This window comes from Pseudomonas sp. URMO17WK12:I11 (genome assembly GCF_007677725.1).
In the GTDB taxonomy this organism is placed as follows: domain Bacteria; phylum Pseudomonadota; class Gammaproteobacteria; order Pseudomonadales; family Pseudomonadaceae; genus Aquipseudomonas.
The window spans coordinates 451,578-472,450 of the sequence record NZ_VEDF01000003.1 but is presented as its reverse complement, the minus strand read 5'-3'; the positions used below and the strand labels follow the sequence as shown (position 1 = coordinate 472,450).

Sequence of the window (20,873 nt, the reverse complement as noted above, 5' to 3'; positions counted from 1 at the left end):
CGCTGGGCTTGCTGCACAGGACGGCGGCATGTGTTGCCGGCCTTGGTGCAAGCCCGCACAATGCACGCCTAATCAAGCGTCAACCCGCAGGAACCTGCATGAAACTCGATAAACCCGCTGCCATCGCCCGCCGCAATCAGGCGCTGGCCAATCCAGTGCTCACCAGCGCCAACACCCTGTTCGCCATTCTCGACCGCAAGCGCAACCTGTGGTGGTTCGACGTACCGGTGGCGCTGCTGCGCAAAGGCCAGCCCGACTGGGTCAACCTGCTGCTGCATACGCCTGAAGGTGACGAGCTGCAGCATTTGAAGGTGCCGGTCAACTTTCTGCGCGCCCATCAGGAACAGATGGAGGTGCGTAACCCCGGCAAGCGCCGCTCGACCATCAGCCTGGCATTGAGCGCGGACCGCGACTCACTGCTGCGCGATACGCGCCCAGGTGGCGAGCAACTGGACTTCACCACCTTCGTGCAGCGCTGATCAGGCTTTCTCGATGCGATCGTCATGGATGACGATGCGGCCCTGCTTGAACAAGCCACCAATGGCTTTCTTGAAGTTGCCCTTGCTGACGTTGAACAGCTGGCTGATCACCTCTGGCGCGCTTTTGTCGCTCACTGCCAGCACGCCACCATCGGCCTCCAGGCGCGTCATGATGCGCTCCTGAAGCTCGTCACCCAGGGCCTTGCCGATCGGCTGCAGGCTCAGGGAGATCTTGCCGTCGTGCCGCAGCTCCTTGATGAAGCCATCGACGTGCATGCCTGAACGCAGGAACTTGAACACCTCGTTCTTGTGGATCAAGCCCCAGTGGCGGTTGTTGATGATGGCCTTGAAGCCCATGGGTGTCTCGCCGGCCACCAGCAATTGCACCGGCTGGCCGACCTGGTAGTTGGCCGGGCTTAGGTCGAGGTAGCGGTCCAGGCGCGAAGTGGCGGTGATGCGCCGGGTGCGTTTGTCCAGGTAAGCGTGCACCACGCAGTAATCGCCAATCTTCAGCGGCCGCGCTTCTTCGGAATAAGGCATCAGCAAGTCCTTGGACAGGCCCCAGTCGAGGAAGATACCGGCGCCATTGATATCCTTGACCTTGAGACTGGCGAACTCACCGACCTGCAGCTTGGGCTTTTCGGTGGTGGCGATCAGCTGGTCTTCGCTGTCCAGGTAGATGAACACGTTCACCCAATCGTCGATTTCGGTTTCTGCGTCCTTTGGGATGTAGCGCCCCGGCAGCAGAATCTCGCCATCGGCGCCGCCGTCCAGGTACAGGCCGAATTCCACGTGTTTAACGATTTGCAAACTGTTGTAACGCCCAAGCAGAGCCATTTCCGATGTTCCTCGTGACAAGGCGACTATTCTACACCTGAAGCCACCGCACTGCCCGGTCGCTGATTGGGTGGAACCGCTGGGCGCCCTCTCGCGTCTACCGACTGGCCAGCCATTGCAAGGACCCGCACATGCTCGCACGCCTGTCCAAAACGCTGCTCGTCCTCATCGCCTGCGCCCTGGCACTGAACGCCTGCAGCCGCATGGACCTGGCCTATCGCAACCTTGACCGACTGGTGCCGTGGTCGCTCGACGACTACCTGGCCATGAACCGCGAGCAGAAGACGCTGCTCGACGAACGGCTCAAACAGCACCTGGCATGGCACTGCAAAACCCAACTGCCGGGTTATCTCGAGTGGCTCGACCGCATCCGCGACATGGTCGCCCAGGACCAGGTGACCGACCAGGCCCTGCGGCAGCGCACCGTCGAAGCGCGTGAGGCGATCGGCCGGGTCGCCGCAGCGATCACGCCCTCGGCCATCGAGCTGCTGCGCGGCATGAGTGATCCGCAAGTATCGGAAATGCGCGAAGCCTTTGCCGAAGACATCGCTGAGCGGCAGAAGAAATACGTCGATACCCCGCTGCCCAAGCAGATCGAGCGGCGCGCCGAACGCATGGAAAAACGTCTGAGCAGCTGGTTCGGCGAGCTTAGCCCGGCGCAACGCCAACGGGTGCAGGCGTGGTCGCAAGCGCTGGGTGAGCAGAACCGCGAATGGATCGCCAATCGCCAACACTGGCAGCAACAGTTGCTGTTGGCAATGGCGCAGCGCAACGACCCAAGCTTCGACGGCCGCATGGCGACCTTGTTGCAGCACAAGGAAAGCCTGTGGACCCCTGCCTACCGCGCGGCCTTTCACAACACCGAGCAGCAGGCCCGCAGCTTGCTGATCGACCTGGTGCAATCGAGCACCCCGGCACAGCGTGACTATCTGCTCCAGCGCCTGGCCAAGGTGCGCAGCCAGTTCAGCCAGCTCAAGTGCCTCAATGGCTGATACGCGTAGGCGCTGAGCCTGGCCCTCAGCGCGCCTTGCGCCGGTAGGGGAAGACATCGATAACCTTGCCCTCGCCGATTGCGGTTTGCAGGCCCTGCCAATACCTGGCATCGAACAGCTCGCCATGCAAGCGGCTGAATAACTGCCGCTGCCCGCTATCGGCGAACAGGAAGGGCGGAAACTCCTCGGGGAAGACATCGTGCGGCCCAATCGAATACCAGGGCTCGCCGGACATTTCGTCTTCAGGGTAACGCGGCGGCGGAATGATTCGGAAGTTCACCTCGGTGAGCCAACAGATTTCGTCGTAGTCATAGAACACCACCCGGCCATGACGGGTCACGCCGAAGTTTTTCAGCAGCATGTCTCCGGGAAAGATATTGGCCGCGGCCAATTGCTTGATGGCCAGCCCATAGTCGTCCAGTGCTTCGAGCACCTGCGCGTCGCTGGCCTGCTCCAGGTACAGGTTCAGCGGCGTCATGCGTCGTTCGGTCCAGCAGTGGCGGATCAGCACCGTGTCACCCTGTACCTCTACGGTCGAGGGCGCCACGTCGAGCAGTTCGGCCAGGCACTGCGGGTCGAATCTGTCGCGCGGAAAACGAAAGTCGGCGAATTCCTGGGTATCGGCCATGCGCCCGACCCGATCGACGCTTTTCACCAGCCGGTATTTGTCGATCACCGTGGCCCGGTCAACCGTTTTCACCGGCGAGAAACGGTCCTTGATGATCTTGAACACCGTGGTGAAGCCGGGCAGGGTAAACACGCTCATGACCATGCCGCGCACCCCCGCAGCCATGACGAAGCGGTCGTCGCTGCGGGCCAGATGATTGATCAAGGCGCGGTAGAACTCCGATTTACCCTGCTTGTAGAAGCCGATCGAGGTGTACAGCTCGGCGATGTGCTTACTCGGCAGGATGGCCTTGAGAAAGTGCACGAATTGCGCGGGCACCGGGACGTCCGCCATGAAGTATGAGCGGGTGAAGGAAAAGATGATCGACACCTGCGCCTCGTCGGTGATTGCCGCGTCCGCTTCGATGCCGTGGCCGTCCCGATGCAGCAGGGCGAGCACCAGTGGCCACTGTTCATCCACGGTGTACAGACGGCCGACCAGGTAAGCGCCTTTGTTGCGGTACAGCACCGGCACGAACAGCTCCACGGTCAAGGCCGGATCCTTGCACACCCAGTCGGGCAGGCATTCGCGCAACTGCGCTTCGAGCCGCGCCAGGTCGCCTTGCAGATCGCCATAGGGCGTGGCGAAGGGGTAGTCGGCAAGGATCGCGCGCAGCAGCGCCTGGAGGTCGGTCTGCAGCGTGTAGCTACGGGTCTGGGCAGCCCGTTCGCGCGCGGTGGCGGCGGGCCGGGTGGAGTGGATGAACATGCAGCGGTCGCTGATCAGATCGTGGCTGAACAGGCTGCAAAACAGCGAGTTGTACCAGGTCTCGGCCAGTTCATCGTCCAGACGCAGGTCGATCAGTTCGATATAGGCAGCCTTGACCTGGGGCCATTGCTCGACATCGAGCAGGCGTTCACGGGCGAATGCCTGGCGCAGTCTGCTGTTGACCTCGCCAACCTGGGCTTCGTAGAGATGGATGCGCGCGGCGGCAGCGTGCTGGCTGTCGTGCCAGCGCGCCTGCTCGAAACGCTCGCGTGCGCCTTGGGTGATCTGGCGAAACAGCTCGCGATAGCGGTCGAATCCGTCGAGGATCAGCCGGGCTATGTCGGTTGCGGGCCAAGGCTTGGACATGCAAATCACCTCCAGCGGATTGAGCCCTTGAGCTTAGCAGCGCAAGAAAGCACAAGAATCGCCCAGACCACTCACGTACACTCGCGCCCTGCCCTGTTCCCGGAGACCGTTGTGAGCCCCATCGCTTTTGCCCGCCTGCTGACCCTTGCTGCTGTCTGGGGTGCGAGCTTTCTGTTCATGCGCATCATCGCGCCAGAGTTGGGCACCGTGCCGACCGCGTTCTTTCGGGTCTCGATCGCCTGCCTGGGGTTGATTGCCATCCTGGCTGCCAGCGGTGTGCGCTGGGACTTTCAAGGCAAGCTCGGCGCCTGCCTGGTGCTTGGGATGATCAACTCGGGAATTCCGGCGACCTTCTATTCGGTGGCCGCGCAGTTGTTGCCCGCTGGCTATTCGGCGATCTTCAATGCCACGACCCCGCTGATGGGCGTGCTGATCGGCGCGCTGTTCTTCCGCGAGCCGATGACCCTGCCCAAGCTGGCCGGTATATTCCTCGGACTGTTCGGTGTCGGCATCTTGAGCGGCGCAGGCCCCGTGGCGCTGGACCGGGCGCTGGTGCAGGGCGCGCTGGCGTGCCTGGCGGCGACCACCTGCTACGGCTTTGCCGGCTACCTGGCAAGGCGCTGGATCAGCGGCCTGGACAGTCGCCTGTCGGCGTTGGGCAGCATGCTCGGCGCGACCCTGATGACCAGCCCGCTGTTTGCCTGGAGCGCGCTGACCCAGCCCCCGGTCAGCTGGGGTGGTTGGCAGGTGTGGCTGTCGTTACTGGGCCTGGGCCTGCTGTGCACAGCCTTCGCCTACATCCTCTATTTCCGTTTGCTGGCCGAGATTGGCCCGATCAAGGCCAGCACCGTGACCTTCATGATCCCGGTGTTCGGCGTGCTGTGGGGCGCCTGGCTGCTGGATGAACCGCTATCGCTGGCGCACTTGTATGGCGGGGTGTTGATCGGCCTGGCGCTGTGGCTGGTGCTGCGGCCAGCGCGGCGGTGAGGCGCCAGGGGGTGAGCGGCTCGTTCAAAAAGATCCTGTTCCGTCTGGCCCAGGATGCCAGCGGCTATCCGCCCGCTTCGGTCGAAGGGCTCTGGGCGCACTCGGTACAGGGTGATGAATATCGCGTCGACAGTATCCCCTTTCACGTCTACGGCATTGCCCCAGGCGATCGGGTGAGCGTTAGCCACGAGGGCGAGCAGGCTTGGTTCGCCACGCTGCAAGCCAGCGCGGGGGCATCGGTGTTTCGCGTGCTGGTCAAGCCGCCAGAGACGGTCGAGCAGGTCCAGGCTGCGCTGGTCGAATTCGGTTGCATCTGCGAGGTGGAGAAAGCCATCAGGTTGCTGGCCGTCGCAGTGCCAGCCGAGCGGTCGGCCGACACCTTGATCTACTACCTGCTGACCCAACGCGAGGCGGGAACATTGGAGTTCGAGGAGGGTGTACTGCGCCACCCAATCCCCGCGGAGCTGCGCTAGGCGCTTTGCGCAGAAAAATCAGAACAGCCAGCGCACCAGCAGATAGGCCACCACGACCGCCAGGACCGGCCGCAGAACACGGTAGGCCTTGGGATTGGCACGCTTGAACTGTTTGACGTGAGTGCTGATCTTGTTGCTGAAGCGCTTGCTCCAGGCGTACGCCTGGTTGATTCCGCCCACGCGTTCGTCGTCGGTGTTCTGCGGCGCCGTGGCGCGGCCGAGGAAGGCGCTGACACTGCGGTTCAGGCGGGTCATCAAGCGGCTGCTCAACGGCCGTTCGATATCGCAGAACAGAATCACCCGGGTCACGTCGGTTTCGTTCTTGACCCAATGCACATAGGTCTCGTCGAACATCACGTCCTCACCGTCGCGCCAGGCATACTCCTGCCCATCGACATAGATGCGGCAGGCGTCGGAGTTGGGCGTCGACAGGCCCAGGTGATAGCGCAGCGAGCCGGCGAACGGGTCGCGGTGCGGATTCAGGTGGCTACCGCCAGGCAGCAACGCAAACATCGCGCCCTTGACGTTGGGAATGCGGCTGACCAGCTCGACGGTCCTGGGGCACAGTGCCTCGGCCGACGGCAGCGGCTTGTCGTACCACTTCAGGTAAAAGCGTTTCCAACCTTTCTTGAAGAATGAACCGAAGCCTGCGTCGTTGTCCTTTTCGGCGGCGCGGATATACCCCTCGTCGAATAGGCGCATCGCCTCTTCACGAATCACCTGCCAGTTGTCCTTGAGCACGTCGAGTTCCGGAAAGCGCTGGCGGTCCAGGTAAGGCTTGGACGGCACCGCGGAGAACAGGTACATCAGGCTGTTATAAGGTGCGAACAGCGCCGAATGATTGACGAACTGGCGCAACACCGGCAACCGCGCCTTACCGCGCAGGTGCACGTAGAGCACGCTGAGGAAAAACACCAGCAGGACACCCGCCTTGGCGAGAAAGGAAAAGGTCATGCAACACTCCTAGGTGGGGCACAGTCCAGCGCTGCCCGCCCCGAAAAAATCATCCCGCCATCATAAGCCGCAAGCTGCGGGCTGCCTAGCGGCAAGCAAAAGCGCGTCCGCATGGGCCACGCCGTTGCTCTTACTTGAAGCTTGAGGCTTGCCGCCAGGCAGCTTGTCGCCTCAGGGCTGGTTCTCCAGGTCGCTGAACAAGTCGCTGAAGAGCATGCTCGACAGGTAGCGTTCGCCCGAGTCGGGCAGGATGACGACGATGGTCTTGCCTTGCATTTCAGGCTTTTCCGCCAAGCGCACCGCCGCTGCCATCGCTGCACCGCATGAGATACCGCAGAGGATGCCCTCCTCCTGCATCAAGCGAATGGCCATCGCCTTCGATTCTTCGTCGGTGACGGTCTCGACCTGGTCGATGATCGACAGATCGAGGTTTTTCGGCACGAAGCCTGCGCCGATACCCTGGATCTTGTGCGGGCTGGGTTGCAGTTCGTGGCCCGCCAGGGTCTGGCTGATCAGCGGCGATGCCAGCGGCTCCACTGCCACGGAAATGATCGACTTGCCCTGGGTATGCTTGATGTAGCGCGACACACCCGTGATGGTGCCGCCGGTACCGACGCCAGCGACCAGCACATCGACCGCACCGTCGGTGTCATTCCAGATTTCCGGGCCAGTGGTCTTTTCGTGGATGGCAGGGTTGGCCGGGTTCTCGAACTGGCCCGGCAGGAAGTACTGCTCCGGCGCGGCAGCCACGATTTCGTTGGCCTTTTCGATAGCCCCCTTCATGCCCTTGGCAGGATCGGTGAGCACCAGCTCGGCGCCCAGCGCCTTGAGGACCTTGCGCCGCTCCAGGCTCATCGAAGCTGGCATGGTCAGCATCAGCTTGTAGCCACGGGCAGCGGCGACGAAGGCCAGGCCGATGCCGGTGTTGCCCGAGGTCGGCTCGACGATGGTCATGCCCGGCTTGAGCTTGCCGCTGCTTTCGGCGTCCCAGACCATGTTCGCGCCGATCCGGCACTTGACCGAATAGCCTGGATTGCGGCCTTCGATCTTGGCCAGAATCGTCACCCCGCGTGGCGCGATGCGATTGATCTGCACCAGCGGCGTGTTGCCGATGGAGTGGGCGTTGTCTGCAAAGATACGGCTCATGGCAGGGTCCTTGAACATGGAAAACAACAGGAAAGACCCCAAGGGTAAGCCCGCCTCGCTGGCCAGTAAAGCATTCGAACCGCAGGCCGCGGCCCGTGGTCAACCCACAATCGACCCTGGAGAGCCTTGCGATGAAAGCGCGATATCGCCGGCCGCTGATTGCCCTGGCCACCCTGGTGCTGCTGATAGTGGCGCTACACCTGGCCTTGCCGCATCTGGTGCGCAATTACCTCAATGAAAAACTGGCCGACATGGGCGAATACCGTGGCCAGGTGACCGACGTGGATCTCGCCTGGTGGCGCGGTGCCTATCAGATACATGGCCTGAAAATCGTCAAGACTACCGGCAAAGTGCCAGTGCCGCTGCTCGATGCGCCATTGATCGACCTGTCGGTCAGTTGGTATGCCTTGATCCATGATCGCGCCGTGGTAGCCAAGGTAGTGTTCGATCGACCCGAACTCAACTTTGTCGATGGCGGCAGCAAACAGGCTTCGCAGACCGGCCAAGGCACCGACTGGCGCCAGCAGCTGGACAAACTGCTGCCCATCACCCTCAACGAGTTGCACATCGACAACGGCACGCTGACCTTTCGCAACTTCAATTCCAAGCCGCCGGTCAACCTCAAGGCCACGCAATTGACCGCCGACATCCGCAACTTGACCAACGTGCGCGATCAGCAAGGCCGGCGCGATGCCAGTTTCGACGGCACCGCGCTGATTGCCGGGGATGCCAAGGTCGAAAGTCGTGCTACCTTCGACCCCTTCAGTGACTTCGACGATTTTGAATTCCGCTTGCGCGCTACCGGCATCGAGTTGCGCAGACTCAATGATTTCGCCAGTGCCTACGGCAAGTTCGACTTCAATGCAGGCCACGGCGACGTGGTGATCGAAGCCCAGGCCGAAAATGGTCGATTGCATGGCTACATCAAACCTTTGCTGCGCGATGTCGATGTGTTCGATTGGCAGCAGGACGTCGAAAACAAAGACAAGGGCTTGTTCCGCTCGATCTGGGAAGCGGTGGTCGGTGCTACGGAAACCGTGCTCAAGAACCAGCCGAAAAACCAGTTCGCAACCCGCGTCGAACTCAGTGGCAGCGTCCATCAGCAGAACATCAGCGGCTTCGAGGCGTTTCTGCAGATCCTGCGCAATGGCTTCGTGCAGGCCTTCAGCGCACGCTACGAGCAGCCGGCGCCTGATTCCGACTGAATGAACGTGACGGGCCATTCAGGGACTGAATACCCGGTCTGCGTTTTCAGCGCCGAAGCCGCGCGTTATAGTCCGGTGCACATCAATCAACTGTCGCTTGCGTCGGTCCTTGAGCTGCCTGCACCTGCAGGCCGGGACCTGTGACCCCGGCAGGCCTGCAGAGGAATGCGTCATGAAGTTCGAAGGCACCCGCGACTACGTCGCCACAGACGACCTGAAACTGGCGGTCAACGCGGCCATCACCCTCGAACGTCCGTTGCTGGTCAAGGGTGAGCCCGGCACTGGCAAGACCATGCTGGCCGAGCAGCTCGCCGCCTCGTTCGGCGCACGCCTGATCACCTGGCACATCAAATCCACCACCAAAGCCCACCAGGGTCTCTACGAGTATGACGCCGTAAGCCGCCTGCGCGATTCGCAGCTGGGCGTGGACAAGGTTCACGACGTGCGCAACTACTTGAAGAAAGGCAAGTTGTGGGAGGCTTTCGAGGCGCAGGAGCGTGTCATTCTGCTGATCGACGAAATCGACAAGGCCGATATCGAGTTCCCCAACGACCTGTTGCAGGAACTCGACAAGATGGAGTTCTACGTTTACGAAATCGATGAAACCATCAAGGCCAAGCAGCGCCCGATCATCATCATCACCTCGAACAACGAGAAGGAGCTGCCCGACGCTTTCCTGCGCCGCTGCTTTTTCCACTACATCGCCTTCCCAGACCGCAACACCCTGCAGCAGATCGTCGATGTGCACTACCCCACTATCAGCCAGAGCCTGGTGAGCGAGGCATTGGACGTGTTCTTCGACGTGCGCAAGGTCCCGGGCCTGAAGAAGAAGCCGTCCACGTCCGAGCTAGTCGACTGGCTGAAACTGCTGATGGCTGACAACATCGGCGAGGCGGTACTGCGTGAACGCGACCCGACCAAGGCCATACCGCCGCTGGCAGGCGCCCTGGTCAAGAACGAGCAGGATGTGCAGTTGCTCGAGCGCCTGGCCTTCATGAGCCGGCGCGCTAACCGCTGACAGGAGGCGGGCGATGCTGCTTAACCTGTTCAACGAAATGCGCGCGGCCAAGGTGCCGGTGTCGGTGCGCGAGCTGCTCGACCTGCACCATGCCCTGCAAAAGGGCGTGGTGTTCGCCGACATGGACGCGTTCTATTACCTGGCCCGGGCCATCCTGGTCAAGGACGAACGCCATTTCGACAAGTTCGACCGCGCCTTCGCCGCCTACTTCAAGGGCCTGGAAAACCTTGATCAGCAGATTGAGGCGATGATCCCGGAAGACTGGCTGCGCAAGGAATTCGAGCGCTCGCTGAGCGATGAGGAACGCGCGCAGATCCAGTCTCTGGGTGGCCTGGACAAGCTGATCGAGGCATTCAAGCAGCGCCTCGAAGAGCAGAAAGAGCGCCACGCCGGCGGTAATAAATGGATCGGTACCGGCGGCACCAGCCCGTTCGGCTCGGGCGGTTTCAACCCAGAGGGTATTCGCGTTGGCGAGGCTGGCAAGCGTCAGGGCAAGGCGGTCAAGGTCTGGGACCAGCGGGAATACAAGAACCTCGATGACCAGGTCGAGCTGGGCACGCGCAACATCAAGCTAGCGCTGCGTCGTCTGCGCAAGTTCGCCCGCGAAGGCGCCGCCGAGGAACTGGATATCGATGGCACCATCGATCACACCGCGCGTGACGCCGGCCTGCTGAACATCCAGATGCGCCCTGAGCGGCGCAATACCGTCAAACTGCTGTTGCTGTTCGACATTGGCGGCTCCATGGACGCGCATATCAAGGTCTGCGAGGAACTGTTTTCGGCCTGCAAGACCGAGTTCAAGCACCTGGAGTACTACTACTTCCACAACTTCGTGTACGAGTCAGTGTGGAAGAACAACCTGCGCCGTACCTCAGAGCGGTTTTCCACGTTCGATCTGCTGCACAAGTACGGGGACGACTACAAAGTGATCTTCGTCGGCGACGCGGCCATGGCGCCCTATGAGATCACTCAGCCAGGCGGTAGCGTCGAGCACTGGAACGAAGAAGCCGGGTATGTGTGGATGCAGCGCTTCATGGAGAAATTCAAGAAAATCATCTGGATCAACCCGTATCCCAAGCACGCCTGGGAGTACACCGCCTCGACCCACCTGGTGCGTGACCTGATCGAGGACAGGATGTATCCGCTGACCCTGCAAGGCCTGGAAGAAGGGATGCGCTATCTGTCCAAGTGACGCTGCCGGGTGCAACGCTGCTCAGTAGCCCGTCAGGCGCTCGGCGCCTTCAACGCCAACGCCCCAAGTAGGCCTGGTGCTGTTGCCAGGCTTGCTCTTGTACCACCGGCCTGAAGCGGACCTTCGAACCCGGCATGCACTGCGCCAGCTGTGCCAGCGCCAACGGCGCCAATGCCCCCAGCCGCGGATACCCGCCGATGGTCTGTCGATCGTTGAGCAGCACGATGGGCTGCCCGTCGGGAGGCACCTGCACCGCGCCCAGCGCAATGCCTTCGGAAATCATGGGTGTGCCTTGGTAAACCAGCTCAGGGCCCAACAGGCGAATGCCCATGCGGTCGGCTCGGCTGTCCAAGGTCCAGTCACGATTGAACACGTCGAACACGCTGAGCCCGCTGAAATCACCAAGCTGTGCGCCCATCACCAGGTCGAGCACCGGCTTGGCCTCACAGCTTGGGCGCAGGGCCGCCGGGACTTCGCGCAGCGCAGGCGTACCACCCACGAAGCCAAGCCGCTGGCCCTTGCCTAACGCTGTACCCTGACCATCGACACCGCCCAAGGCTTCGCGCATCACCGTCGCACAACTGCCCAGCACTGATTCGGCCAGCCAGCCCCCGGGGGCGGCCAGGTAGGCACGCACGCCTTGGCTGGGCTGCTTCAAGGTCAGGCGCTGACCGGCGCTCACCCTGAAACTGCGCCAAGGTCCCACGGGCTGGTCGTCGACATGCGCCTGCAGATCGGCGCCGGCCAGTGCCAGTACGCAATCATCCTCGGCCAGCAACGCGAAACCACCCAGTGCCACTTCGATCACCGGCGCCGTCAACGCATTGCCAAGCAGCCAGTTGGCCCACTGCATGGCGACCCAATCCAGGGCGCCGCCTTGGGTAATCCCCAGGTGCCGCACACCGAATCGCCCGGCATCCTGCAATTGGCACAGCGCGGTGCTGGCCTCGACCTGCAATCGCTTCATGCCTGGGCCTCCACATCCCCACCCAACGCCATGAATTCGTCACGCGACACAGCCACGAACCGCACCCGATCGCCTGGCTGCAGCAAACTATAGTTCTCGCGGGCGCGGTCGAACAAACGCGCAGGCGTTCGCCCGATCAGGTTCCAGCCCCCCGGCGACGCCGCTGGATAAGCGGCCGTCTGCCGTTCAGCGATGCCCACGCTGCCGGCCGCCACGCGCTTGCGCGGGATGCTCAGGCGCGGGCTGGCCAGGCGTTCGTCGACCAGCCCCATGAAGCCAAACCCGGGCGCGAAGCCCAGGGCGAACACCGGGTATTCGCGTTCAGTGTGCAGGCGCACCACCTGCGCCATGTCCAACCCGCTGCGAGCTGCCAGCAAGGGTAGTTCTGGCCCCACGCTCGGGTCATACCACACCGGGATTTCGTGACGACGCCCACTGCTGCTGGCGTCGGGCTGCAGGTGTTGCAGCGCTGCGCCGATCAACGCCCTGGCCTGGCTTGGCGCAAGGTCAGACTGCAGCATCAGCGTGGTGTAAGAAGGCACCAGGTCGATCAGATGGGCGCCGAACGCGGCACGCAAGCGCTGGTTCGCCGCGAGGATCCAAGGCATGTTGGCTTCGTCGATACGGTCGAACAAGCGCACCATCAGGCTGTCGATGGCGACGACTTCGATACGCATGTCCATCAGCTTTCCAGCGCATCGAGGGCTTGACGGATCTGCCGCACGGCCGCCACCGAGCTGTCGTTGTCGCCGTGCACGCAGAGGGTGCTGGCGGAAAGGTTCAGCGCACTGCCATCGACTGCCACCAGTGCTTCCCCGCGGGCCAGGCACAGCGCCTGCGCTACCACCAGGGCCGAGTCATGGTGCACCGCGCCGGGCAGGCGCCGCGAGAGCAGATGACCGCTGGCGGTATAGGCGCGATCGGCGAAGGCCTCGAACCACAGCGGCACCCCGATCTCATCGCCTAGCGCTTGGGCGGCGCTGTCGTCGGCAGTGGCCATGAGCATCAGTGGCAGACCGTTGCCGTAGCTGGCGACGGCCTCGAGCACGGTGCGCAGTTTCAACGGGTCAGCCATCATGTCGTTGTACAGCGCGCCATGGGGCTTCACATAAGCCACTTGGGCGCCCAGCACCTTGCTGATGCCATCCAGGGCGCCAATCTGGTAATGCAGCAGGTCGCGAATTTCGTCGGCGCTGCAGGCCATGGCGCGACGCCCGAAACCGACCAGGTCCGGGTAGGCGGGGTGCGCGCCGATGGTCACGCCGTGCTCCAGCGCCAGGGCCACCGTGCGACGCATGATGCTCGGGTCGCCGGCGTGATAGCCACAGGCGATGTTGGCGCAATCGATGTAGGGCATTACCTCGGCATCCAGGCCCATGCGCCAGCTGCCGTAGCTCTCGCCCATGTCGCAATTGAGTAGCAGGGGTTTCAACTGAACATGCTCCTGTGTCTGCGCCGGCAGGACCTTGGCGATCAGCGCCAGCTCTCTTTGACCGCCGCGCGGCGTCCGCCCAGTATCACCCAACCCAGCCCCAGCAGCAGGCTCTCGACCACAAGGGCCAGCACGAACCCTGTGCCGATACCCCAGGCGATGGCTTCGGGTACCAGCAGGATCTGGTAGCTGTAGGCGTTGAGGGTTTCTTCACGCAGTTGCCGATCCGGCTGTACCAGGACATGCCAGGTACGGCTCAACCAGCCGCCTTGCAGGGCCTGCCATTCGTCTTCGAGCAGCTGATTGCGGATCAGCAGGCTCTCGATGCTGTTGGCGTCGCTGTTGAAGACCGGGTCATCGCTGGCGCGGTAGTGACGCACCAGGGCTTGCAGGTCGCCGTTGAAGAAGCGCTCGGCGGTCTGCTTGAAGCCGTCGAGCGCCTGGCGCGACTCGAACAGGTGCGCCTCGACCCGCTGGCTGTAGTCCTTGACCAGCCCGGGCACCTGGATACCGGCCAACAGGCCGACCGTGAACAGCAGCAACCGCAGGTAACTTCTGAACATGCAGCATCCTTAGCTCTGGCCTTGCGAAACGCACTCTCCGTGGCGCCACAGGCCCCATTGGCCCGGTTCGTAGCGCCGCCAGGTCTCGTTCTCGGTCAAGGCCTCGGTGGCGATCACCGTCACCACATCATTGGGTGTGGTTTGGGTATGAAAATCAACGATCAGGTCGACATCCTTCAGGCGTGCCGGGCCGAACGGGGCGCGTCGGGTGATGTGAACCAGCTTGGTCGAGCAGAAGCAGAACAGCCAGTCGCCGTCTGACAGCAGGCAATTGAAGACGCCCTTGCTGCGGTAGCCGGCACAGGCTTCGACCAGCACCGGCAGCAGCTGTTCGACTTCAACAGGCTCGGGGAAGGCCGCGCGAATGCGGTTGAGCAAGTCGCAGAATGCCGCTTCGCTGTCAGTGTCGCCTACCGGGCGATAGAACGTCGCCTCGCCACTGAACGCACCAAGCTGGCCATTGTGCGCGAAGCACCAGTTGCGGCCCCACATCTCGCGCACGAACGGATGGGTATTGGACAGGCACACCCGGCCAACGTTGGCCTGGCGAATGTGCCCGATCACCACCTCGCTCTTGATCGGATAGCGCTGCACCAGGTTGGCCACTTCCGATTCGCTGCTGGCCGCCGGGTCCTGGAACAGACGCAGGCCGCGCCCCTCGTAGAAACCGATACCCCAACCGTCGCGGTGCGGGCCAGTGCGCCCGCCGCGCTGCATCAGCCCGGTGAAACTGAAGACGATGTCGGTGGGGACGTTGGCACTCATGCCCAGCAGTTCACACATGCGCTATCTCCGCTTACAAGCGTGGCTCGACCCGACCGCCGACAGGCGCCGGAGCACTGCGGTAGCGATCCTGGCGCTCGGCCGCCAGCGGCGCATCGACCACCACCGCGTGGTCCTCGGCGGCGCGGCGCTGTGCGGCGGCGTCGGCCTGGGCGCGACGCTCGCGGGCGCGCTTTTCCAACGGCCAGCGAACCAGCACGAAGACGATATACAGGGCGAAGGCGATCATGCCGTACATGGCAATATCGGAGATCGCCCGCCAGGCATTGCTGCCGACCTTGAAGGCCAGATCCAGGGCAGTGATGGCGATGGCCGGGGCGAAGCTGTCCTTGACCGGGTCGACGATGGTCGGCGTCAGCAACAGCACGGCAATGATCACTCGCAGCGGTTCGCGCAGCCAGCGCCACATCCACCCGGTGATTTTGAAGCCCACCAGCAGGCAGCCGAGCGCCGCGACTACATAAAGGCCCCAGGCGAAGGTGTATTCGTTCTCGATCATGGTGTTCGTGCAAGCCAGGCGAAGAGATGCCTATGATAAACACTTTTCAGGGCGCAGACAGCGTCTCCCTGTTCCGCTCAAGGATCCCCGATGCCTACCAAGCCCCAGCCTCCCCTCGCCCGCCAGGCCCAAGGCGCCGATCCCTACGCCTGGCTGCAACAGCGCGACAGCCCCGAGGTGCTCGAGTACCTGCACGCCGAGAACGCCTACCAGCAGGCCTGCCTGGCCGACCAGGCGCCGCTGCGCGAGCAGCTGTTCGAAGAGATCAAGGGCCGCATTCTCGAAACCGACCTGTCGCTGCCCACGCCTTGGGGCCCGTATCTGTACTACACGCGCACCACCGCGGGCGATGAGTACCCGCGTCACTATCGCTGCCCGCGCCCGAGCGATGACAGCAACGACGTCGACCCGCAGCAGGAACAGCTATTGCTCGACCCCAACGCCTTGGCAGGCGGCGGTTTCCTGTCGCTGGGGGCATTCAGCGTGAGCCCCGACCATCAGCTGCTGGCCTACAGCGTCGATAGCAGCGGCGATGAAATCTATACCCTCTATGTCAAGGACCTGACCAGCGGTGCCGTGACCGCCCTGCCCTTCGACGACTGCGACGGCAGCATGACCTGGGCCAACGACAGCCGGACGCTGTTCTTCGCCGAGCTCGACGATACCCATCGCCCCTGGCGCCTGCGCCGCCACACCCTGGGCCAGCAAGGCGCCGCCACGGTGTTCGAAGAGCCCGACGGGCGCTTTTTCCTGCATTGCTACCGCACCAGCTCCGAGCGCCAGCTAGTGCTGCTGCTGAGCAGCAAGACCACCAGCGAAGCCTGGGTGCTGGATGCGCACACGCCCCAGGCAGCGTTCACCTGCCTGGCGCCGCGGGTCGAGGACCATGAGTACTTTCCCGACCATGGTCAGCTCGACGGTGAGTGGCGCTGGTTCATCCGCAGTAACCAGGACGGCATCAACTTCGCCCTCTATCACGCACAGGCGACGCCCGTACCGAGCCGAGAGCACTGGCAAGTGCTGGTACCGCATCGCCACGACAGCATGCTCGAAGGCCTGAGCCTCAATGCCAGTGCCCTGACCCTGAGCCTGCGCGAAGGCGGCCTGCCGATCATCGAAGTGCGTCCGCAGGGCCAGCCGAGCTACCGCGTGGAGTTGCCCGATGCAGCCTACAGCCTGTACGTGCAGGACAGCCTGGAATTCACCAGCACCCGTGTGCGCCTGCGCTACGAGGCCCTCAACCGCCCCGCCCAGGTGCGTCAGCTGGAGCTGGCCAGTGGCGCCCAGCAGGTGCTCAAGCAGACGCCGGTGCTCGGCGACTTCGACGCCGACGCCTACATCAGCGAGCGCTTGTGGGCGCGCGCGGCCGATGGCACGCAGGTGCCGATCAGCCTGGTCCGCCGTCGGCAAGACCAAGGCCGCTGCGTGCCGCTGTACCTGTACGGTTACGGCGCCTACGGCGAGAGCCTCGACCCGTGGTTCTCGCATGCACGCCTGAGCCTGCTCGAGCGTGGCGTGGCCTTCGCCATCGCCCATGTGCGCGGCGGCGGAGAGCTCGGCGAAGCCTGGTACCGAGCCGGTAAACAGGTGCACAAGGCCAACACGTTCAGCGACTTCATCGCCTGTGCCGAACACCTGATCGAGCAAGGCGTGACCACGCCAGAGCGCCTGGCCATCAGCGGTGGCAGCGCGGGCGGGCTGTTGATCGGCGCGGTCCTCAACCTGCGCCCGGCGCTGTTCCGCTGCGCCATTGCCGAGGTGCCGTTCGTCGATGTGCTCAACACCATGCTCGACCCCGAGCTGCCGTTGACCGTCACCGAATACGACGAATGGGGCAACCCTGAAGAGCCTGAAGTATACGAACGTATCAAGGCGTATGCGCCCTACGAGAACGTGAGCGCCCAGGCCTACCCGGCGATGCTGGTAGTGGCCGGCTACAACGACAGCCGCGTGCAGTACTGGGAAGCGGCCAAGTGGGTGGCTCGGCTGCGCACGCTCAAGACCGACGACAACCTGCTGCTGCTCAAGACCGAGATGGGCGCCGGGCATGGCGGCATGAGCGGGCGCTATCAGGGGCTCAAGGACGTGGCCCTGGAATACGCCTTCGTACTGGGCGAGCTGAACGCCTAGTCATCCTGCCCGACCGCCTTCGGCGCGTCCTGGCGCAGCCCGGGCAGCGGCTGGTCCCTGGGTGGACCGGGGCGCGGCATCGGCGGCAACAGCGGCGCGCCCGGATGGCGGTCGTAGGCCTTGGGTGGCGCGCTCGGGGTAATCTGCGGATACGGCGTGGGCGTGGCAGTGCCAGGTGCGCCGGGCACCGGGGTAGTGAGCCTGGGCGGCGCGTCGGCCGCCAGCGCCCCAGGCGCAGCGGCGAACAGCACGGCGGTGAGGAGCGCGTGATACATCGGCAACCTCCGGTCGAAAACCTCTGTACAGGCTACGCCGATATTCGTCTTTGCGCCTGTCCGCTGCCCCTGCAAGCGCGCTAGACTCGATGGCATAACCGTCACCTGCCTGATCAGAACAAAGGAAACACCATGAGTTCGTCTTCCTCCGCCGCGGCCACTGCCCGCCTCGACCGCATCCTCGCCGACGCCAAGCGCGACAAAGAGATGGGCTACCGCGACAAGGCCCTGAAGATGTACCCGCACGTCTGCGGCCGCTGCGCCCGCGAATTCGCCGGCAAGCGCCTGAGCGAGCTGACCGTGCACCACCGTGACCACAATCACGACAACAACCCGCAGGACGGCTCCAATTGGGAGCTGCTGTGCCTGTACTGCCACGACAACGAGCACTCGCGCTACACCGACCAGCAGTATTTCAGTGAAGGCTCGACCAGCACCCCAAGCATCGCCAAGGCCACCCACAACCCGTTTGCCGGGCTCGCTGGGCTGCTGAAGAAAGACTGAGCCGCGATTGCTCACCCACCATTGCCGGCAAGCCCGTATAATCGCGGTTTTTTCGCCAAGGGCCCCGGTACGTGGCAAACAAACGATACAGCTGCATCGGCCTGTTCAACCCCAAGTCGGCCGAAAATGTCGGTTCGGTGATGCGCGCCGCGGGTTGCTATGGCGTCAGCTCGGTGTTCTATACCGGCAAGCGCTATGAACGGGCGCGCGACTTCGTCACCGACACCAAGCGCGTGCACTACGATATCCCGCTGATCGGCATCGACGACCTGCAGCGCATCATCCCACTGGGCTGCACGCCAGTGGCGGTGGAACTGGTGGACGGCGCAAGGCCGCTGCCTGACTACACCCACCCGGATCGGGCGATCTACATCTTTGGCCCTGAAGACGGCTCGCTGAGCGAAGAGGTCCGTGGATGGTGCGAAGAAACCATCTATATCCCCACCGAAGGGTGCATGAACCTTGCCGCCACGGTGAATGTGGTGCTGTACGACCGTATGGCCAAGGGCCTCAATACCCGCTCAGGGCCAAAATTCAAGTAGTCGCGCTACCCGACAAGACCTTCCAGTGCACTGGAGTGAACGCTGATCGCGGCAAGCAGGTCAGCTGCTTACATTCCATAAGGAGGGCTTGCCATGCTCGATAACCATCGCGCCACTGCGGCGCAGGAACACAATGTCCAGGGTCTGGAACGTGCCGGCTCGTTGGCCGGCGGTGCGCTGATGTTCACCAAAGGCCTGCACCGCGGCGGCCTGATCGGGCTGGTGCAAATGGCGGTCGGTGGCCTGGCCGTGGTGCGCGGGGTCAAGGGCCACTGCGCGACCAAGGCCTGGCTGGAGCGCCATCGTCAGGAATACCAACGCCTGCGTACTGATATTCAACGCAGCGCCGCCGACCTGAAGGCGCTCAAATCCAGCGCGCAAGCGGCCACCGAAGGGGTGACCGTGACTGGTAAGGATCCGGTGACGGGCCTCTGAGACACCAGGCGTCGTACTGGTCAGCGCAGGACTTTGCTCTGTAGCACCTCGGACCTGCGCTCCAGTACGCTTTCACTGATCTGCACGAATTCTTCGGTGTTCACGCTCGGCAGGCGCATCAGCGCGCGCGTGACATCGTCCAGCGAACGCTTGGACTGGGTGTGAATGCGAATTTCCTTGTCCAGTGCCTGCAGCAGCAACACTGCCCGGGCCGTCTGCGCCCCAGTGGCATGCTCGGCGCGCAATTGCGTCACCTTGCTGCCTTGCTTCTGCAGCCGTGCCTGCCATACCTCGTAGCGGTCGTCGCTGATGCCGCCAGCGCGGCGCAACAGCTCGGTCGCGTAATATTCGGTAAGGCCCTGCGCCAGCCAGTCGCTGTCATCACGCACGCGAATCTGTGCGAACAGTTGCACCAGTTCGCGCAGCAATGGGCTGCTCCCGCTCTCGCTGACCAGCGGCCGGCTGCTGTGCAGGTAGATCGAACCGTCGCCAGCCGTTACCCCACGGGCCATGCCGTCACGGGCGCCGACCAGCAGCAGTTTGCTTGGGTTTCTCGGGAATACCGCCTGCAGATGCGGCCAGACGAAGGTCAACAAGGTCAGGTTGTCCATGCGCCGCATGCCCTGCCCCACCGGCGCTGCCACAGTGACGTCGGTTTCACCCAGGCGCGCGCGGCGGCTGCCCAGTTCACCTGCCAGTATCCAACCGGTGGGGCGGTCGAACAGGCGCGATACATTGTCGATGCGAAACGTGTCTTTACCGATGCGCGGCCAGCGCGTCTCGACGCTCTTCCAGCCTTCGGGCAGATCGACGCTCATGCGCGCGACCAGCTCGGTGCCATCCTGCTGGTCGAGGCGGGCCGGGGGCACCAGTTGATCACCCAGAAACAAGGCCCACTGGGGCGTGATACGCGAGGTGTAGGCGCCACTGCGCAATTGCTGGTCCAGCTTGACCCGGTAACTGAGGTGGGTCGTGCCGGCGGCGGGGCGCCATACCCCGCGCGCGCCCTGCTGCTGCCACTGGCCGTCGGCGTGAAAGCCGCTGTAGAGGCCGGCGCTGCCCAGGTCGAAGTCCAGGCTGCGCACGGCACTGCCCTCGGCCAGGGTCAAGCGCACCTCAGCCTGGCCCATGGCGGGCAACAGGCGGACCTGGTAATCGAGGTCGACCTTCTTCGCCCACACCGGCGGGCACACGGCAACAGCGAGGAGCATCCACAATGGGCAACGCATACAGAAACTCCTTGTTCCTCAGAGGCGCCTGAGCCTGTGGTCAGCTGGCGCGAAAAATCAGGTGGTCTTCCCAGTCGTCTTCGTCGACGTCGAGCTCGCTGAGCATCCGCCCCGACTGCGAGATGCGCTGTTCATGCACCTGCTTGCGGTCGCCACAGACCAGCGGATGCCACTGTGGCAAGTCCTTGCCCTCGCTGACCAGGCGGTAGCCGCAGGTGCTGGGCAGCCACTTGAACTGATCGGCTTTGCCCGGGGTGAGCTGAATGCAGTCGGGCACCTGGGCAAAACGGTTGGGATAGTCGCTGCACTGGCAGGTGTTCAGGTCGAGCAGTTTGCAGGCGATGCGCGTGTAATAGACGCTGTTGTCGTCCTCATCCTCGAGTTTCTGCAGGCAGCACAGGCCGCAGCCGTCGCACAGCGACTCCCACTCGTGCGGGCTGAGTTGTTCGAGGGTCTTGCGCCGCCAGAACGGCGCACTGTCAGCGGTCAT

Annotated in this window: 24 protein-coding genes; 11 read left to right on the top strand and 13 right to left on the bottom strand. The window is 63.3% G+C overall.

What is annotated here, in order from left to right; translation table 11 throughout:
- Positions 1–98: 98 nt before the first annotated feature.
- The gene (locus FS665_RS08630; RefSeq protein WP_145186280.1) at positions 99–479 is read left to right on the top strand and encodes a hypothetical protein; all 381 of its coding nucleotides are present in this window, start codon (positions 99–101) and stop codon (positions 477–479) included.
- On the opposite strand, the gene FS665_RS08625 is transcribed toward FS665_RS08630, so the two are convergent.
- Positions 480–1,316, bottom strand: a complete 837-nt coding sequence (locus FS665_RS08625; RefSeq protein ID WP_145186277.1) for a S1 RNA-binding domain-containing protein — start codon at positions 1,314–1,316, stop codon at positions 480–482.
- Between the two features lie 131 nt (positions 1,317–1,447).
- Between FS665_RS08625 and FS665_RS08620 the strand changes: the two genes are divergently transcribed.
- The gene (locus FS665_RS08620) at positions 1,448–2,308 is read left to right on the top strand and encodes a DUF6279 family lipoprotein (RefSeq protein ID WP_145186274.1); all 861 of its coding nucleotides are present in this window, start codon (positions 1,448–1,450) and stop codon (positions 2,306–2,308) included.
- Between the two features lie 25 nt (positions 2,309–2,333).
- On the opposite strand, the gene aceK is transcribed toward FS665_RS08620, so the two are convergent.
- Positions 2,334–4,049 carry a bifunctional isocitrate dehydrogenase kinase/phosphatase gene (aceK, locus tag FS665_RS08615; protein ID WP_145186271.1) on the bottom strand — a complete coding sequence of 572 codons (1,716 nt, stop codon included), beginning with the start codon at positions 4,047–4,049 and terminating at the stop codon, positions 2,334–2,336.
- 111 nt (positions 4,050–4,160) lie between these two features.
- Here aceK and FS665_RS08610 point away from each other — a divergent pair, with 111 nt between their 5' ends.
- Complete coding sequence (locus FS665_RS08610) at positions 4,161–5,036, top strand: DMT family transporter (RefSeq protein WP_145186268.1); 876 nt, start codon at positions 4,161–4,163, stop codon at positions 5,034–5,036.
- A gap of 11 nt (positions 5,037–5,047) precedes the next feature.
- Complete coding sequence (locus tag FS665_RS08605) at positions 5,048–5,509, top strand: DUF4265 domain-containing protein (protein ID WP_145186266.1); 462 nt, start codon at positions 5,048–5,050, stop codon at positions 5,507–5,509.
- Positions 5,510–5,527: 18 nt separating this feature from the next.
- Here FS665_RS08605 and FS665_RS08600 read toward each other — a convergent pair whose 3' ends face one another.
- Positions 5,528–6,463: an aspartyl/asparaginyl beta-hydroxylase domain-containing protein gene (locus tag FS665_RS08600; RefSeq protein WP_145186263.1), complete on the bottom strand. Its 936-nt coding sequence runs from the start codon at positions 6,461–6,463 to the stop codon at positions 5,528–5,530.
- Between the two features lie 171 nt (positions 6,464–6,634).
- On the bottom strand, positions 6,635–7,609 hold the full coding sequence (gene cysK / locus FS665_RS08595; RefSeq protein ID WP_145186260.1) for a cysteine synthase A: 975 nt from the start codon (positions 7,607–7,609) through the stop codon (positions 6,635–6,637).
- Positions 7,610–7,740: 131 nt separating this feature from the next.
- Between cysK and FS665_RS08590 the strand changes: the two genes are divergently transcribed.
- The 3 genes from FS665_RS08590 (at position 7,741) to FS665_RS08580 (ending at position 11,024) form a co-directional block, all read left to right on the top strand.
- On the top strand, positions 7,741–8,814 hold the full coding sequence (locus FS665_RS08590; RefSeq protein WP_145186258.1) for a DUF748 domain-containing protein: 1,074 nt from the start codon (positions 7,741–7,743) through the stop codon (positions 8,812–8,814).
- 172 nt (positions 8,815–8,986) lie between these two features.
- Complete coding sequence (locus tag FS665_RS08585; protein WP_145186256.1) at positions 8,987–9,832, top strand: MoxR family ATPase; 846 nt, start codon at positions 8,987–8,989, stop codon at positions 9,830–9,832.
- Positions 9,833–9,845: 13 nt separating this feature from the next.
- Positions 9,846–11,024, top strand: a complete 1,179-nt coding sequence (locus FS665_RS08580) for a VWA domain-containing protein (RefSeq protein ID WP_145186253.1) — start codon at positions 9,846–9,848, stop codon at positions 11,022–11,024.
- Positions 11,025–11,073: 49 nt separating this feature from the next.
- Here the strand turns inward: FS665_RS08580 and FS665_RS08575 are convergent, their stop codons facing one another.
- The 6 genes from FS665_RS08575 to FS665_RS08550 all read right to left on the bottom strand — a co-directional run bounded on the left by FS665_RS08575 (position 11,074) and on the right by FS665_RS08550 (position 15,268).
- Entirely contained in the window at positions 11,074–11,991 is a 918-nt protein-coding gene (locus FS665_RS08575) for a biotin-dependent carboxyltransferase family protein (RefSeq protein WP_145186250.1), read from the bottom strand.
- On the bottom strand, positions 11,988–12,674 hold the full coding sequence (gene pxpB, locus FS665_RS08570; protein ID WP_145186247.1) for a 5-oxoprolinase subunit PxpB: 687 nt from the start codon (positions 12,672–12,674) through the stop codon (positions 11,988–11,990). The genes FS665_RS08575 and pxpB overlap by 4 nt, the downstream gene beginning before the upstream one ends.
- On the bottom strand, positions 12,674–13,396 hold the full coding sequence (locus FS665_RS08565) for a 5-oxoprolinase subunit PxpA (RefSeq protein ID WP_371921245.1): 723 nt from the start codon (positions 13,394–13,396) through the stop codon (positions 12,674–12,676). Before FS665_RS08565 ends, pxpB begins: the two co-directional genes overlap by 1 nt.
- Before the next feature lie 68 nt (positions 13,397–13,464).
- A complete protein-coding gene (locus FS665_RS08560; protein ID WP_145186241.1) occupies positions 13,465–13,986 on the bottom strand; it encodes a DUF2937 family protein in 522 nt (173 codons plus the stop codon).
- Positions 13,987–13,995: 9 nt separating this feature from the next.
- Positions 13,996–14,769 carry a class II glutamine amidotransferase gene (locus FS665_RS08555; protein ID WP_145186238.1) on the bottom strand — a complete coding sequence of 258 codons (774 nt, stop codon included), beginning with the start codon at positions 14,767–14,769 and terminating at the stop codon, positions 13,996–13,998.
- A gap of 13 nt (positions 14,770–14,782) precedes the next feature.
- Positions 14,783–15,268: an MFS transporter gene (locus tag FS665_RS08550; RefSeq protein ID WP_145186235.1), complete on the bottom strand. Its 486-nt coding sequence runs from the start codon at positions 15,266–15,268 to the stop codon at positions 14,783–14,785.
- Positions 15,269–15,358: 90 nt separating this feature from the next.
- Between FS665_RS08550 and FS665_RS08545 the strand changes: the two genes are divergently transcribed.
- The gene (locus tag FS665_RS08545) at positions 15,359–17,398 is read left to right on the top strand and encodes a S9 family peptidase (protein WP_145186232.1); all 2,040 of its coding nucleotides are present in this window, start codon (positions 15,359–15,361) and stop codon (positions 17,396–17,398) included.
- Here the strand turns inward: FS665_RS08545 and FS665_RS08540 are convergent.
- Positions 17,395–17,673 carry a hypothetical protein gene (locus tag FS665_RS08540; protein ID WP_145186229.1) on the bottom strand — a complete coding sequence of 93 codons (279 nt, stop codon included), beginning with the start codon at positions 17,671–17,673 and terminating at the stop codon, positions 17,395–17,397. The genes FS665_RS08545 and FS665_RS08540 overlap by 4 nt on opposite strands.
- Before the next feature lie 132 nt (positions 17,674–17,805).
- On the opposite strand from FS665_RS08540, the gene FS665_RS08535 reads away from it, so the two are divergent.
- The 3 genes from FS665_RS08535 to FS665_RS08525 all read left to right on the top strand — a co-directional run bounded on the left by FS665_RS08535 (position 17,806) and on the right by FS665_RS08525 (position 19,154).
- The gene (locus tag FS665_RS08535) at positions 17,806–18,177 is read left to right on the top strand and encodes a YajD family HNH nuclease (RefSeq protein WP_145186226.1); all 372 of its coding nucleotides are present in this window, start codon (positions 17,806–17,808) and stop codon (positions 18,175–18,177) included.
- Between the two features lie 71 nt (positions 18,178–18,248).
- Positions 18,249–18,719: an RNA methyltransferase gene (locus FS665_RS08530; RefSeq protein ID WP_145186223.1), complete on the top strand. Its 471-nt coding sequence runs from the start codon at positions 18,249–18,251 to the stop codon at positions 18,717–18,719.
- Between the two features lie 93 nt (positions 18,720–18,812).
- Positions 18,813–19,154 carry a YgaP-like transmembrane domain gene (locus tag FS665_RS08525; RefSeq protein ID WP_145186220.1) on the top strand — a complete coding sequence of 114 codons (342 nt, stop codon included), beginning with the start codon at positions 18,813–18,815 and terminating at the stop codon, positions 19,152–19,154.
- 20 nt (positions 19,155–19,174) lie between these two features.
- Here FS665_RS08525 and FS665_RS08520 read toward each other — a convergent pair whose 3' ends face one another.
- Positions 19,175–20,383, bottom strand: a complete 1,209-nt coding sequence (locus FS665_RS08520; RefSeq protein WP_145186217.1) for a hypothetical protein — start codon at positions 20,381–20,383, stop codon at positions 19,175–19,177.
- A gap of 40 nt (positions 20,384–20,423) precedes the next feature.
- Complete coding sequence (locus FS665_RS08515) at positions 20,424–20,873, bottom strand: YcgN family cysteine cluster protein (RefSeq protein WP_145186214.1); 450 nt, start codon at positions 20,871–20,873, stop codon at positions 20,424–20,426.